The organism is Moraxella sp. CTOTU46711 (assembly GCF_031975715.1).
Classification (GTDB): Bacteria; Pseudomonadota; Gammaproteobacteria; order Pseudomonadales; family Moraxellaceae; genus Faucicola.
Genome location: NZ_DALYMP010000001.1, coordinates 520,657 through 535,569 on the forward strand (window position 1 = coordinate 520,657; position 14,913 = coordinate 535,569).

Annotated in this window: 13 protein-coding genes; 3 read left to right on the forward strand and 10 right to left on the reverse strand. The window is 43.3% G+C overall.

What is annotated here, in order from left to right; all coding sequences use genetic code 11:
• The first annotated feature begins 81 nt into the window (after positions 1–81).
• The gene (locus RTJ53_RS02240; RefSeq protein WP_312275656.1) at positions 82–1,041 is read left to right on the forward strand and encodes an alpha/beta fold hydrolase; all 960 of its coding nucleotides are present in this window, start codon (positions 82–84) and stop codon (positions 1,039–1,041) included.
• Positions 1,042–1,045: 4 nt separating this feature from the next.
• Here RTJ53_RS02240 and RTJ53_RS02245 read toward each other — a convergent pair whose 3' ends face one another.
• From RTJ53_RS02245 to RTJ53_RS02260, 4 genes are all read right to left on the reverse strand, one after another.
• Positions 1,046–2,710, reverse strand: coding sequence for an ABC1 kinase family protein (locus RTJ53_RS02245; protein ID WP_312275657.1), 1,665 nt, complete (start codon positions 2,708–2,710; stop codon positions 1,046–1,048).
• A gap of 145 nt (positions 2,711–2,855) precedes the next feature.
• Complete coding sequence (locus tag RTJ53_RS02250; protein ID WP_312275658.1) at positions 2,856–3,497, reverse strand: ubiquinone biosynthesis accessory factor UbiJ; 642 nt, start codon at positions 3,495–3,497, stop codon at positions 2,856–2,858.
• A gap of 55 nt (positions 3,498–3,552) precedes the next feature.
• Entirely contained in the window at positions 3,553–4,584 is a 1,032-nt protein-coding gene (ubiE, locus tag RTJ53_RS02255; protein WP_312275659.1) for a bifunctional demethylmenaquinone methyltransferase/2-methoxy-6-polyprenyl-1,4-benzoquinol methylase UbiE, read from the reverse strand.
• Positions 4,585–4,670: 86 nt separating this feature from the next.
• Positions 4,671–5,369 carry a DUF8198 family protein gene (locus tag RTJ53_RS02260; protein ID WP_312275660.1) on the reverse strand — a complete coding sequence of 233 codons (699 nt, stop codon included), beginning with the start codon at positions 5,367–5,369 and terminating at the stop codon, positions 4,671–4,673.
• 222 nt (positions 5,370–5,591) lie between these two features.
• On the opposite strand from RTJ53_RS02260, the gene RTJ53_RS02265 reads away from it, so the two are divergent.
• Positions 5,592–7,298 (forward strand): ATPase, encoded by a 1,707-nt coding sequence (locus RTJ53_RS02265; RefSeq protein ID WP_312275661.1) that lies wholly within the window; start codon positions 5,592–5,594, stop codon positions 7,296–7,298.
• Positions 7,299–7,491: 193 nt separating this feature from the next.
• Positions 7,492–9,360, forward strand: a complete 1,869-nt coding sequence (locus RTJ53_RS02270) for a SurA N-terminal domain-containing protein (RefSeq protein ID WP_312275662.1) — start codon at positions 7,492–7,494, stop codon at positions 9,358–9,360.
• Positions 9,361–9,496: 136 nt separating this feature from the next.
• On the opposite strand, the gene fdx is transcribed toward RTJ53_RS02270, so the two are convergent.
• The 6 genes from fdx to RTJ53_RS02300 form a co-directional block, all read right to left on the reverse strand.
• Positions 9,497–9,835: an ISC system 2Fe-2S type ferredoxin gene (fdx, locus tag RTJ53_RS02275; protein ID WP_036597564.1), complete on the reverse strand. Its 339-nt coding sequence runs from the start codon at positions 9,833–9,835 to the stop codon at positions 9,497–9,499.
• Between the two features lie 39 nt (positions 9,836–9,874).
• The gene (gene hscA, locus RTJ53_RS02280) at positions 9,875–11,827 is read right to left on the reverse strand and encodes a Fe-S protein assembly chaperone HscA (protein WP_312275663.1); all 1,953 of its coding nucleotides are present in this window, start codon (positions 11,825–11,827) and stop codon (positions 9,875–9,877) included.
• A gap of 160 nt (positions 11,828–11,987) precedes the next feature.
• Positions 11,988–12,620: a Fe-S protein assembly co-chaperone HscB gene (locus RTJ53_RS02285; protein ID WP_312275664.1), complete on the reverse strand. Its 633-nt coding sequence runs from the start codon at positions 12,618–12,620 to the stop codon at positions 11,988–11,990.
• Positions 12,621–12,672: 52 nt separating this feature from the next.
• A complete protein-coding gene (gene iscA, locus RTJ53_RS02290; protein ID WP_312275665.1) occupies positions 12,673–13,014 on the reverse strand; it encodes an iron-sulfur cluster assembly protein IscA in 342 nt (113 codons plus the stop codon).
• 103 nt (positions 13,015–13,117) lie between these two features.
• A complete protein-coding gene (gene iscU / locus RTJ53_RS02295; RefSeq protein ID WP_007116687.1) occupies positions 13,118–13,501 on the reverse strand; it encodes a Fe-S cluster assembly scaffold IscU in 384 nt (127 codons plus the stop codon).
• Between the two features lie 97 nt (positions 13,502–13,598).
• Entirely contained in the window at positions 13,599–14,816 is a 1,218-nt protein-coding gene (locus tag RTJ53_RS02300; RefSeq protein ID WP_312275666.1) for an IscS subfamily cysteine desulfurase, read from the reverse strand.
• Positions 14,817–14,913: the final 97 nt, after the last annotated feature.

The following is a 14,913-nucleotide window of genomic DNA, read 5'->3' on the forward strand; positions in this document are numbered from 1 at the left end:
GCCACGCTCGTGCAACGGGTCATATAACGCGGCAAGTTCATTCAACACCCCACTAGCAGATTGATATTTTTGGAATAAATTATGGATTTAGCCAAATTTAATTTTGAACCCTCAGTGATTACGGACTTTATGCAAAGTGCCATCATTGATATTGGTGATGAATTACAACTGTGTGTTGAAGTTGGTGGCAATCCCGACAATCCGCCCTTGCTGCTGATCATGGGCCTAGGCTCGCAGTTGGTGTTTTGGCCAGATAGTTTTGTCAAAGGCTTAATTGATGCAGGCTTTTTTGTGATTCGTTTTGACAATCGTGATATCGGGCTATCATCAAAAATCGCACGCCCCTTCCCCCGTTTTCCCGTCAACAATGTCAAAATGATGCTGCGTATGCAAGTGGGTTTGACGAACCGACATTTTCCTGTGGCGTATAACTTATTTGACATGGTCGAAGATACCCGCCGCTTGCTTGATAAATTAGCGCTGAACAATGTGTATGTGGTGGGGGCATCCATGGGCGGGATGATTGCGCAAATTTTGGCTGCCAAATACCCAAAACGCGTGTCGACACTGGGTCTCATGTTTACCAGTAACAACAAGCCATTTTTACCACCTACCAAGCCAAAGCAGCTGCAAACCCTACTTTCACATCCCAAAACCACCCAAATTGATGACGTGGTCGCATACGGCGTGTGGTGTATGCAGCGTATCGGCTCACCCAATCATGTGGATGAGCAAGAAGTAGAACGACTCATTCGTTTGCGGTTTGAACGTAGTTATCACCCACGTGGCGCACTTCAGCAGCTGCAAGCAATATTAGCCACTGGCTCTATCGTTAAATTCGACCAAAAAATCAAACAACCAACCATTATCATTCATGGGGAAAAAGATGGGCTGGTGCCATCGGCGCATGGTCGGGCGATTGCCAAAGCGATTGCGCACAGTGAGTTTCATTTGATTAAAGACATGGGACATGATTTGGCAAAACCCTTTATCCCTGCGATTGTCAAACTACTAGCCGATCATTATATGAAGCATGCTTAAGTCGCTAATTTAATAACCGCCACAATACAAACAGCACCGCCATCACATAAAAAATCGGCGCAAGCCAGCTACTCACCTGCCAGACGGCATGACTGGCAATCATTTGCGCGATAAACAACGAACCCACAAACCCAAGTATCGCCAGCCAATCCTGCTGGCGACTTTTGAGCATATCTGAGCGAATTTGCTGTATTTCACGCAGCTGCTGGTCTTGGTGTCCGCCTAGATTTGAAAGGCTTTGCAAACTGTTATCCAGCAATTGTGGCATGTCATTGAGACTCAGTAACAATTCAGGTAATTGCTTGCGTAGCTCACCAATTTTTTGCATCGGGTCAAATTGCTGCTTCACCCAGCCTGTCAAAATCGGTTTGGCGAGCGACCAGATATCAAGCTCAGGGTATAAATCCCGTCCTAGACCTTCCACATGCACTAGCGTTTTAAGCAGTAACATTAATTGCGGCGGTATATCCAAATGATAGCGACGAGCAATATCAAGCACCGACATGAGCACGCCTGCAAAATCAATGTCGTTGATTGGCTTACTAATCATCGGTGACACGGTGCGGCGCATATCGCGCATGAGGGCGTATTTATCGGTATTGGGTGGAATCCAGCCTGCCCGCGCAATGATATCCACCAGACCGGTAAAGTTATTGTTCATTACCGATAATAAAAGCCTTGCCACAATCATTTGGTCAGCTTTAGATAGCTCGCCCACGATTGAGCAATCAAGGGCGATGTAGCGGGGATTGGGATTGGGGGTATCGGCTGGCAGCGTTTCAACAAACACATTGCCTGGGTGCATATCGGCATGGAAGAAATTATCCCGAAACACTTGGGTGAAAAAAATCGTTAATCCTTTTGCCGCAAGTGCCGCCCTATCATATCCAAGCGCATCAAATACTTGGGTTTGCGAAATCGGTACCCCAACAATGCGCTCCATCACCATGATGTTTTTGCTGGCTTGATACACTTCAGGCACATACATCATCGATGAACCCAAAAAGTTGTTGCGCATTTGGGTGGTATTGGCAGCTTCAAGGGTTAAATCAAGCTCATTGAGCAAGACTTGCCGGTAATCTTCAACGATATCGATAATATGTACGGCACGCGCCGCTTCAATCCGTGCTGACGCCCACCCTGCCAAATCTCGCAATAATTCAAAATCTTCAATAATCTGTTCACGGATGGTTGGGCGAACTATTTTGACTACCACTTCACGCCCATCATGCAGGCGTGCGGTGTGTACTTGGGCGATGGATGCCGCCGCTAACGGTGTGCCATCAAATCTAGCAAATAGCTGGTTGATAGGTTGCCCCAAACCGCCTTTTTTTGTCGATTGTTCAATTTGCTCGATAACTATATCGACACTAAAGGGTTTCACCCTGTCTTGCAAATGCACCAACTGCTCAATAATCTCAGGGGTGACCAAATCACGACGCGTGGAAAGCAGCTGCCCTAATTTTAAAAACAGTGTGCCCATTTCTTCAAGCGCCAGCCTAACCCCGTCTGGATGGGGTTTTTGAAAATAGCTGGCAGGGTGCATACGGATAAGTTTGGCAATGGGCTCAAGCTGCGGCGTCTCTTCAATAGGCAGATGCGTATCAACACGATAATGAGCGGCAATGCGCCACAGTTGTAAAAGACGTTTGCGATGATTTAGTAACACGTTGGCAACTCGTTAGAAAGCTTATCAATGATGGGAATTCTAGCATGATATAAGCAATTTTTTAATGGTTAAAAAAAAGACGGGGATTTAACCCGTCATTTTGATTGTGCAAAAGCAACTTTTGCAATAAATCTACGCTTGTAATCTACTTTTCCAATAAAGCCGCTTGCTGTTGCTTGATGGCATCGAGTCTGGCTTGTTCACGTTCAATATCCGCCCGCAGTTTTAGTAGCTGTTGCTTTAACTCATTGCCTGTATTGTCATCATTATTTGCACCGTTGGTTTTCCACTCTCTGATATTGGCAATATCGGCAAACATCTCTTTGGCAGGTGCAGCGATTGTGCCTTTTAGGTTGGCTAACAGATTAGACAGTTGACTTGCCATCGGCAGACCAATCAGAGGTTGCAGTTTACCAATGATATCAGGGTCAAACCCAGCGACTAATTGTTTGACTTGCATCAGCACTTTATAATCACCCTCAATCGGCAGATTGCCTTGTGGTTCACCCATCAAATTGAGCAAATGCACAGGATTGTCCACTTTGACAATACAATCAGGTTTGCTTACCACGGCACTACCTTTAGGTTCAAAAACATCAACCGTCACAGGTTCAAAGCGAATGTGATCATCATTAAAAATCGTATCAAATTCAATGGCTGGCTCTGCCATCACTAGGCGCAAAACTTTACCCGATAACGGTTGTAACCCTGCTTGGGTGATGGGGTCAGTGGCAATCGCTAAATTAACCACTTTTTCAATGCCTGCGAGTAGTAATACAGTAAACATCTGATTCTCTTTTAGTATATAAATTTCAGTGAGCTATTATATTTTTCGCCATCAGTTACTTTTTAAACCCACGATGTACCGCCACGATACCGCCTGTTAGGTTGTTATAGTCACAATTCACAAACCCTGCGTCTTCCATCATGCCTTTTAAAGTGCGTTGGTCTGGGTGCATACGGATAGACTCTGCCAAATACTGATAGCTTTCGCTGTCATTCGCCACCAATTTACCCATGAGTGGCAATGCGGTAAATGAATACAAATCATACACTTTACCAAATGGCTCAAACACAGGTTTTGAAAATTCTAAAATCAGCAGACGTCCGCCTTTCTTGAGCACCCGATACATCGAGCGCAGTGCCGCGTCTTTGTCGGTGACGTTGCGTAGCCCAAAGCTAATTGTCACCAAATCAAAACTTTCATCATCAAATGGTGCCAGCGTCTCAGCATTGGCAAGTACAAAATCGACGTTACTACAGCCTGCATTGAGCAGACGCTCCCGACCGACCTCTAGCATCGCTTCATTGATATCGGACAATACCACATGACCTGTGCGACCCACCTCTTTACTAAAGGCTTTTGCCAAGTCACCTGTACCGCCTGCGATATCTAGCACCCGTTGACCTGCACGCACGCCCGTTAGGCTTATGGCATAGCGTTTCCACAGACGATGAATACCGAGTGACATTAAATCATTCATGATGTCGTATTTTTTGGCAACTGAGGTAAACACTTCTGCTACTTTTTCTTGTTTTTCAGCTTTTTTGACGGTTTTGTAGCCAAAATGGGTTTCTTCATTACCATCAGTGGCTTCGGTATGCGGATTGTAGATAGCTGATTTATCAAAACTGCTATGGGATTGCGCTGACGACTCATTGGGGATAGCGTCATTTGGGGTAGCGGTTGCAGGGCGAGTGAGCTGCTGACCTTGGGGCACGGATTCTGGCAAATCAGCTGTGCCAGTAAATTGACGGTTGATGGTCGTGTCAGCTGTCAGTGACTGTTGTACTTGGCTATTGAGTTTGTCATTGGCTTGGAGGCTGTCTTTTACCAAGCTGTCTTGGATTGAATTATGGTTATTGTCGTTCATGTGGTTTCCTAGTGAGGTCATCGCCAATCAAAAATTGGCAAAGTTAAAAGCGCAAAGTTCGTGCAAAATTTTTTTCTATTTTATCACTAAACATCAAAAGGATGTTCTTTGCCAGCATGCACATTAGTAATGATTTGCAACTCTTTTTCACAAAATGGCTCGATAAAGGCACCAATACTTTTAATCGGTTTGATGGCAGCAAAACCTTCAGCGATAAAATCATATAACGGCTGAAAACCTTTTTTATACGCTGTGCCTTTGGCAAGTGAAAATGCTTTTTGTAAGATAAATGATTTAAGATATTTATCTGTGCGATAGCACATTTGCTTGAGGTCAGCAATCTGCTGGCGTCTTGCCGACTCTGCATTGACGGACTGATAGGCTTTAATCATAGATGGCTCATCCACGGATAAATGATTTTCTTGTAAATATTGAGCAAGCTGTAAGTCAAGCTTAATGGCGTTAATCGCTTCGATGATACCGGCTGCGCCTGTGCTCACGGCATTGGCAGGGATAAATTTTTCTAGTTTTTCAGCCTTTTGCACCATACGCTCTAGCTGTTCAGCGAGCACGTTGAATTTTTCGCCGCCATACAGTTGGTCAATTAAAAATTCCCCCATGGCTTGGTTGTTGGCGCTGGCAAACAAGGCTTGATGGGTTTTATGAATACGACCGCGTTGCCAGGCTTGTACTTCACTGAGTTTTTGTGCTAACTGGGTATCGCTGTGGTATGAAAGGGCGCGGAATTGTTTTAAATCTTGTTCTAATTGGCTTAAGCTGCTCATAGGGCCTCGATTTTTTGCAAAATTTTTAAATTCAAAACAGAGAAACTGCAGTTTATCCATTGTATAAACCCACAGTAAAATGAAGTTTTGTGCCGCATTACCTTAATGTAAATCCACCAAAAATACAAATCGTAAATTGTTCAACAGTAGGATAACTGCTATCTTTTAAAAAAAATGAAGCGGTCATTAGCAAAATTTCGGGTATCTCCCTAAGAAGGTCGTATGCCAACACAAAATAGCAACAGTTTAAACAATAGCTTAGATAACAACTTAGATAATAATTTGGATAATAACAATACAGCCGCGTCTGCACCCTCTAATAACGCTGCCAAATCTACCAAAGCCAACAACGCTCACAAAACGCCACCTGCGACCCTTAAGGCGCAATTAAGTTTTGACTTGATTACCGAGCAAACCACCTTACGCGACCAACGGGCTGGCAAAAACTCGCGCGGGCTACTAATCTTGGTGAATGGTATGGAAAATTCGGGCAAAGGCGAAGCGGTCAAAGCGCTAACCGAATGGATGGACGCACGCTATATCAAGGTTCACGCCACCATGGGTCAGCATCCCAGCCGCTACCAACCGATTTGGCAACGTCACACATGGCAACTGCCTAGAAAGGGGGAAATTGCGGTGTATTTTGGCAACTGGTACGCTGACTTGATTCGTTATGTGTTTGACTGTGGCGATGATATAGATGAACAGCGCTTACAGCAAATGATTGAAGACATTGAGGCGTTTGAACAAGATTTGGTCAATAACAACACCGATATCGTCAAGTGCTGGTTTTCAGTGGATAACAAAACGCTAAAAAAACGCTTGAGCGATGAAGAGCCTGACCCTGAGCAGTTGTACCATTTAGATTGGTTTCGAAAAAAAGACGTGAAACGTTTCAAACGCTTTAGTAGCAAACTGATGGGGTTACAATCAAGCTGGCACCACATAGATGGACAAGATATTGATGCCTCAAATATCCAATTTGCGAATGTTGTATTAGCAGCGCTGCAAACCATGAACCAACTAGCTGCAGCTGATGATGCCCAAGACAACCCCCAAAAAGCCGACAAATCGGTTCACCCTAAAACGGATGAAAATCCTGTTAAACCCACCCCACTGCCTTTTAAAACCACCCCTCTGATTGATGAGTTGGTTAGCGTCGATAACCAAGCATTAGAAAAAGCAGATTATAAAAAACAACTGCATAGCAAACAATATATACTCGCTGAACTGATTCGTGAGCGAGGTCAGCGCCATATCATCTTTGTCTTCGAAGGTATGGATGCGGCAGGCAAAGGCGGTGCGATACGCCGCATCATTGCCCCACTCGACCCGCGTGAATTTACCATCCACGCTATCTCTGCGCCGACCGAAGATGAATTAAAACACGCCTATCTGTGGCGTTTTTGGACGCGCCTGCCCCATGATGAAATGGCAGATGTGGATATAGTGTATTTATCGCAAAAATTCAAACGCAATAAATGCGTCGCCTTACTCAAACAACGCCTGCATAATAGCCGAGTGACCATTTTTGACCGTAGTTGGTATGGCCGCGTACTTGTTGAGCGTATTGAGGGCTTTGCAAAAAAGGCAGACTGGCAACGTGCTTATGACGAAATCAATCGCTTTGAAAACGACTTGGTACAGAGCAATGCCATTTTGGTCAAGTTTTGGCTCGCTATCAGTGAAGAAGAAGAACTTAAACGCTTTAGAGCGCGTGAAGAGACGCCCAATAAGCAGTTTAAAATTACCGATGACGATTGGCGTAACCGCGCCAAATGGCATGAGTACGTACAAGCCGCTTCCGACATGATTCATTTAACCCACCATAAAAAACGCCCGTGGTATGTGATTGCCACCGATGATAAATATACCGCAAGACTCAAAATCCTTGACGCTATTATTTCCGAGCTATCTAAGAATTTATAAAGCGTTAGCTAAGAATTTATAAATTGTTAACAGCCTGCCTTTTTACTATTTTGCTATATCTTAAAACTGTCTACCCAACTTGATGAAAGATAATGATTTTGGTGGACAGTTCCCCTATAATATCGTGTTTGATTTGATTATTTAGCCTGATTAGTTATCCTTAATAAATCCATCTAAACTGCAAGTGAGCAATATGGAATCTTTACGCAATTTTTTGAAAGGTTGGATGGGCAAAGCCTTGCTCATTCTTTTTTTACTTCCTTTAGCCATCACGGGGTTTGAGTCAATTGTCCGTAGCGGAGATGACCCCAATGCTGTCGCCAAAGTTGCAGAGTTAAATATCGATAATGCTACCTTGCAAACCATGATTAACAATCGCCGCGAAACGTTGCTTGAGCAAGTGAATGGCGATGCAAGCCTACTTAATAGCGATAAATTACGTGAGCAGATGCTGCACAATTTAATTGACCGTTATTTGATTATCAACCAAGCCAACCAGCTTGGTTTTACGGTATCGGACGCCACCATCACCCAAATGTTGATGGCAGAAAAAACCTTTCAAGACGCCAGCGGAAAATTTTCTAATGAGTTGTTTGCTAGCTATTTAACCAGTCGCGGCATGACCAAAGAACAATTATTTGATTCGGTTCGTCAAGACTTGTTGGTAACTGCCTTTAGCCGCGGTATTATTAATACAGGGATTTTTGCGCAAGGGAGTATTGATAAACTTATGTCAATGCAGTCTGAGTCGCGCCCTGTGCAAGTGCTACGTTTGGACTGGCACAGCTTTGCGCCGCAGGTACAAGTGACGCCGCAAGAGATTGCAAGTTATTATCAAAAAAATCAAGCGACACTTAAATCTAGTGACATGGTGGATTTAACTTATTTAGAACTCAATAAAAATGCCCTGCCTGTTACTGCCCCAACGGCGCAGGAATTGCAGCAACAGTATCAAAGCTATTTGAAAAATAGCAACAACCAGACCGAATACGAATTGGCAATGATTTTGATGAATGGCGCTCAAGCACAAGCCACCTTAACCTCATTAAAAAGTAAACTTGATGCCAATCAAGCGGATTTTGCGGCACTTGCCAAACAGTACTCGCAAGATGAAGGCAGTAAAAACGATGGCGGTAACATCGGTCCGATTACCCAATCGATGTTCCCCAATGATTATGATACCATCATGACCCAAATCAAGACTCTAAAAGTCGGTCAAGTCACGAGCCCCATCAAAACTAACTATGGCTATCATTTATTCAAATTGGTAAAAATCAATGGTCAAACCCCACCAACCATTGAAAGCTTGACGCCTGTGTTAACCGAACAAATTATGACGCAAAAGCGTGAAGCCGCCTATCAAGATTTGATTGGTAAAATCAACAATGATGCAGTTGCCGGCGCTACTATCACCGAGCTTGCCAATCGCTATAAATTAACCGCCAAATCGATTAAAAACTACCCTAAAACCAATAACTTATCTGCACTCAATCAACCTGCCATTGTAGCGGCTGCATTTGAGCCACTGGCGCTGCAAGAAGGCAGTGTGTCAGTCGGTATTGATGTTTCTGATAAAGTGGTATGGTTACAATCAACCAATCACCGCACCAGCAAACTCATGACACAAGCAGAAGCCGAGCCGGTTATCAAAGCCAAACTTCTTGAAGAGAAAGCAAAAAGTTTAGCGGTAGCACAAGCCAATGCAATCGCTGCCAAAGTCAAACAAGCCAATTCAATTGCAGCGGCGAATGCCCCATTCCAAGATTTGGGAATTGTGACTCGTCAAGATAGCAAACTCAGCGATGACGAGCGTGGTGTGGCATTTAGTCAACCTGCTGTTAACAATCAACTAGCGGTCATGACGCGTCCTACTGTATCGGGCGCAAGCGTGATTGTTGGTGGGGTTATTAGCAATGACAACGCCCAAATCACGCCCGAAGTCAAACAACAAACTGCCCAAATCGTGCGCGAAAATATCGGTCAGTCTCAGTTTGAGGATTATTTAGCATACCTAAAATCCATCACTCAAGTCACGGTTAAACCGCAGACTGCTGCGCCATAATATGCTGTTAATACATATGCGCTGAATGAGTCAGCGCCTTGTTCTAGCTATGAGTAGTTTTTAGAGATACGCAGCGCCATAAAAAAAGGCTTACTAACCATGACATGATTAGTAAGCCTTTTTTTATCGGTTGGTATTAATGATTTTCAGAGGCGTGATTGATGGTATATTTTGGAATTTCAATGGTCAAATCTTGATCTTCGATGATGACTTGGCAAGACAATCTTGAATCCGGCTCTAGCCCCCAAGCACGATCTAGCAAATCAGCTTCGATATCATCCATTTCCTCCAAGCTATTAAACCCTTTTCGCACGATAACATGGCAAGTAGTACAAGCTTTTGACATATCACAAGCATGCTCAATTTTCACGCCTTTTTCTAGCAAACCACGGCATAGATTGTCGCCTTCGTTGAGTTCAATCTCTGCACCGGTAGGGCAAATTTGGTGATGCGGTAATACAGTAATTTTTGGCATAGCAATCTCTTAACGATTAATAGTCTTATGTATTCAAAATTAATTTGACCAATCCGCGGTTGAAGTGCCTTTCATGGTTTCATTGACCGCTTGGTTCATGATAAGTGCAGCAAAATCATCACTATGAACTTTTAGCTGCGCGCTCGCTGTTTCTAACTGGGCTTGTTCAGCACCATCAATCGCGTGTTGAACATCAGCCATCGAGGTTTGCAGCGTATTTTTCTGCGCATCGCTTAACAAAAAGCCAAATTCTGCAAGCGCGGATGCTAGCGCCAATAATTCTCGTTTTGCTTCTACTTGACTTTCAATCAAGCTACGCTGCAGTCGATCTTGCATGGCAAAATCAAAGCCTGCTTTAAGCAATTTTTCCTGCTCATCTTCTGACAACCCGTAAGACGGCTTGACTTGAATTTGGCTTGCTTTGCCCGTTGTCAACTCTTTAGCCCAGACGGTTAACTGACCATTAGCATCAATTTGAAAAGTGACTTCGATACGCGCCAACCCTGCTTTCATCGCTGGGATGTCAGTCAGTTTGAACTGTCCTAACGAGCGATTGTCAGCCACCGTATCGCGTTCACCTTGCACCACATGGATAATCATACCATTTTGGTTATCTTGATAGGTTGTAAATACCTGTTTGCGCGTCACAGGAATGGGCGTGTTACGCGGAATAATCACTTCGGTAAGACCTCCCATGGTCTCAAGCCCTAAAGATAAAGGCGTAACATCAAGCAGCAACACCGTATCTTGCTGTTGTCCGATTAATTGGTCAGCATATTTGGCTGCGCCCAACGCGACGACTTCATCTGGATTGATGCGTGACAGTGGCGATTGGTTAAAAGTTTCTGCCACGATCTGCTGAATCAATGGCATTCGTGTCGAACCACCTACCAATACCACTTCATCAAGCTGAGACGTCTCAAGTCCAGCATCACGTAATACTTGCGCACAAACCGCTAATGTACGGTCAGTCACAGGTTGGATGATTTGACGAAGATTGCTTTGGGTTAACACAATATCAAAAGCTTGACCATTCAGTGAAACTTCGGCAGTCACTTGGTCTGCTTTTGACAACTGCTCTTTAAGCGTGCGAGCCTGTACGTTTAGCAGCTGTTTTTGATGGTTATCAATGCTTGATGGATGCAGGCCTGTTTGTTGAATGAGCCAATTAGCGATCAATCGGTCAATATCATCGCCACCCAGTGCGCTATTGCCGCCCGTTGCCAGCACTTCATACACACCGTGATTGAGTTTTAACACCGATACATCAAACGTGCCGCCGCCCAAATCATAAATGAGATGATAAGCTTCGTCTTGTGCTTGGTTAAGCCCGTACGCCATCGCGGCAGCCGTCGGCTCGTTTAATAAGCGAATCACATGAATGCCTGCCAATTTAGCCGCATCTTTGGTCGCTTGGCGCTGTGCTTCATCAAAATAAGCCGGTACCGTAATTACCGCACCCACAATACTATTGTCAGGTAACGCCAATCTTGCTCGGTCATACAGATGTTTTAACAGGATACTTGATACTTCAACAGGATTTTTGGCACCTTGTGGGGTTTGGATACTTGGCATGACGTCGACATCACCAACTAACTCATAAGGATGATTGAACTTAATATCCTTGATGCTTCGACCCATAAACCGTTTGACCGAGCGTACAGTATGATTTGGTGCTTGTTCTGCCATCGCTTCAGCATGACTACCTACCAAAGTTTCTGGAGTGCCATTGTCATCTAAGCCAAAATATACCACCGAGGGTAAAAGTTTTTGGCAATCGATACCTTTTACCTGATTAGCAATTTGACTGTCGTCATTGGCGTTATTGTCACTAGATTGACACTCACTAACTTTATCGCCAATCACTTGTGGCTCGCCTGAACGGACTACCGCTACCAGTGAGCGCGTGGTTCCTAAATCAATTCCTAAAGCAAAACGATGCGCATGGGGCTTGGCACTTTGATTGGGTTCAGCGATTTGTAATAACGACATAAATTGGACCAATTAAAAAATAGAAAAAATAATTTGAAAATAAAACCAGCTTAGGTTATATCTTTATAGAAAGTCAAAACGGATGGTATTATAAATTAAAAATATGATAAACCAAATAAAACTTAACCACTGCTAGGACGACTTACCCTTTAATCATGATTTACACATACAGATCGTCATCATTATCAAAATTCTGCTGGGCTAATTCATCGGTGGTTTTTGCCACATCTGCTTGCAGTTTAACCAAAAACTGCAGTTTTTGAATGATATCTATCGCCTGTTTGATTAAGGCATCATCATTAGCCTCAGCTGCAGCTGGGTTATCAATTTTTTGGTAAACTTCGTCAAAGGCAAGTTGATAATTATTTAGCCATTCGCTAAGTTTTTTGCTAAGCAAGGTAATACTTTGGCTATCAGCATCATCTAAATCGATGCGAAATGACATGGCATCGTCTAAAAAGTCCAAATCACGAATCGGCTGATTAATAGATTGTGAAATGCCTTTGAGTGCCAATAAATGTGACGCGCGAGAATCAGGGTTTTTAAGCGTATTATAGGCTTCATTAATAATTGCAGACGCTTGCTCAGGCTTTAGTGCGGATAATTTGGCAATTGATTCACGCAAAAAACCATCCGTATTAGCAGGTAGCGAAAGGTTTTGCTCAGCTACAGACGCATCAAGATTATTATCAGGATGGAACTTAGATTGAAGTTGGCGAAGGGTCTGCTGAAGCTTGGCGATATCAATTTGATATTGTTGGGGTACATTCATCAACTCAAAATAATTAACCATTTTCAACTTCCCCTACCGAGCCATCACTATACTGAAAAAAAAATATTAAAAACTAAACGGTGAAAGATTCACCACAGCCACACTCACCTTTTTGGTTTGGATTACTAAATTTAAAGCCTTCATTGAGACCTTCTTTGACAAAATCCATTTTCAAACCATTAAGATAAACTAAGCTTTTTGGATCGATAAATACACTAACACCATTGCTTTCAAAACGTTGGTCGTTAGGGTCTGGCTCATCGACAAATTCCAGCACATAAGCTAAGCCAGAACAACCTGCGGTACGGATACCCACACGGATACCTTCCCCATGACCACGGTTTTGCAAAAAATCGCGTACATGTTCAGCTGCATCGTTTGATAATTCAATCACTTTAATACCCCATTTACTCATGTCAATCTGCAATCATTTCAATCTTTAGGCCAGTCACTTTGAGCGACTCACACACAGTCCTATTGAGGATGAATCAATAAGACTGTGACAATCGTGAAATCAATCAAGCTTCAGCTTTGGATTTATAATCTTCAATCGCTGCTTTAATGGCGTCTTCTGCCAGCACTGAGCAGTGCACTTTAACAGGTGGCAGTGCCAGCTCTTCAGCGATATCTTTGTTTTTAATTGCGCTAGCTTCATCCAGAGTTTTACCTTTAAGCCATTCTGTGACTAATGAACTTGAGGCAATGGCTGAACCACAGCCATAGGTTTTAAAGCGCGCATCTTCAATAATACCGTTATCACCCACTTGGATTTGCAGGCGCATCACATCACCACAGGCTGGCGCGCCGACCATACCGGTACCGACATTTTTGGCATCTTTATCTAAGTTTCCCACATTGCGTGGATTTTCATAATGGTCAAGCACTTTATCACTGTAGGCCATTTCATTTTCCTTTTGGCTGGTTACGTCAAGCGTAACTGACTAATCTTTAATTATTAAATTGAATAAATTTCTAATGGAAATTAATTTTTAATACAAATTAATGTTCGTTCCATTCCACACTATTTAAATCAACGCCTTCTTGGTACATATCCCAAAGCGGTGATAAAGCACGTAATTTTTCAACCGCAGTTCGCATCTCAGCAATCGCATGGTCAACATCTTCTTCGGTGGTATAGCGACCCAAACTAAAACGAATTGAACTGTGAGCAAGCTCATCTGACAATCCAAGCGCGCGTAATACGTACGAAGGCTCAAGCGTCGCTGATGTACAAGCAGAACCCGATGAAACGGCAAAATCTTTCAATGACATCATCAAGGATTCGCCTTCTACAAAGTTAAAGCTGATATTGACGATATTTGGAATACTGTGATTCATATCACCATTAAGATAAATTTCATCAAGCTCTTTTAAGCCATCCCAAAGTCGTTGACGCAGTTTTGTAAGTCTGGCTTCATCTTCTGCCATACGTTTGCCGGCAATGGCAAAGGCTTCACCCATCCCCACGATCTGATGCGTTGCCAAAGTACCTGAACGCATACCACGCTCATGACCACCACCTTGCATTTGTGATTTTAGACGCACACGTGGTTTACGGCGAACATATAGAGCACCAATACCTTTAGGACCATAAATTTTATGGGCAGAAAAACTCATCAAATCAACTTTTAATCGTTCTAAATCAATCGGAGTTTTACCGGCTGCTTGCGCTGCATCGACATGAAAAATAATACCTTTTTCACGTGTGATTTCACCAATCGCCGCAACATCTGTTAAGGTGCCAAGTTCGTTGTTCACCATCATTAGGGTCACTAAAATAGTATCTTCACGAATAGCCTCTTTAACTTGGTCAACCGTGATCAGACCTGTCTTTGGTTGTGGATCTAGATAAGTGATTTCAAAACCTTCTGTTTCTAATTCACGGCAGACGTCTAGCACAGCTTTATGTTCAATTTTACTGGTAATGATGTGTTTGCCTTTACCACTATAAAATTGCGCCGCACCTTTAATCGCCAAATTGTCTGACTCAGTAGCCCCTGAAGTAAAGACAATTTCACGTGAATCGGCGTTGATTAATTCTGCGATTTGCTCACGGGCAGTTTCAACCGCTTCCTCAGCTTGCCAACCAAACCCGTGCGAACGCGAGGCAGGATTACCAAACACGCCATCAAAGGTCATGTACTTCATCATCTTTTGGGCGACTTGCTCATCAATTGGTGTAGTCGCGGCATAATCTAAATAGACTAATTTATTCATGCTAACAAATTCTCCCCAGAATTTTGTTTTAAGGTTTCGCTGTTATCAGCTAATGAATGATTATTACTAATATTACTAACTTTAGTGGTGCTATGCT

What these genes read in the sequence shown, in the direction of transcription:
- RTJ53_RS02240 (WP_312275656.1), top strand. Translation starts at nt 82, where the DNA reads ATGGATTTAGCCAAATTTAATTTTGAACCCTCAGTGATTACGGACTTT.
- RTJ53_RS02250 (WP_312275658.1), bottom strand. Translation starts at nt 3,497, where the DNA reads ATGTTTACTGTATTACTACTCGCAGGCATTGAAAAAGTGGTTAATTTA.
- ubiE (WP_312275659.1), bottom strand. Translation starts at nt 4,584, where the DNA reads ATGAACGACAATAACCATAATTCAATCCAAGACAGCTTGGTAAAAGAC.
- RTJ53_RS02260 (WP_312275660.1), bottom strand. Translation starts at nt 5,369, where the DNA reads ATGAGCAGCTTAAGCCAATTAGAACAAGATTTAAAACAATTCCGCGCC.
- RTJ53_RS02265 (WP_312275661.1), top strand. Translation starts at nt 5,592, where the DNA reads ATGCCAACACAAAATAGCAACAGTTTAAACAATAGCTTAGATAACAAC.
- RTJ53_RS02270 (WP_312275662.1), top strand. Translation starts at nt 7,492, where the DNA reads ATGGAATCTTTACGCAATTTTTTGAAAGGTTGGATGGGCAAAGCCTTG.
- fdx (WP_036597564.1), bottom strand. Translation starts at nt 9,835, where the DNA reads ATGCCAAAAATTACTGTATTACCGCATCACCAAATTTGCCCTACCGGT.
- hscA (WP_312275663.1), bottom strand. Translation starts at nt 11,827, where the DNA reads ATGTCGTTATTACAAATCGCTGAACCCAATCAAAGTGCCAAGCCCCAT.
- RTJ53_RS02285 (WP_312275664.1), bottom strand. Translation starts at nt 12,620, where the DNA reads ATGGTTAATTATTTTGAGTTGATGAATGTACCCCAACAATATCAAATT.
- iscA (WP_312275665.1), bottom strand. Translation starts at nt 13,014, where the DNA reads ATGAGTAAATGGGGTATTAAAGTGATTGAATTATCAAACGATGCAGCT.
- iscU (WP_007116687.1), bottom strand. Translation starts at nt 13,501, where the DNA reads ATGGCCTACAGTGATAAAGTGCTTGACCATTATGAAAATCCACGCAAT.
- RTJ53_RS02300 (WP_312275666.1), bottom strand. Translation starts at nt 14,816, where the DNA reads ATGAATAAATTAGTCTATTTAGATTATGCCGCGACTACACCAATTGAT.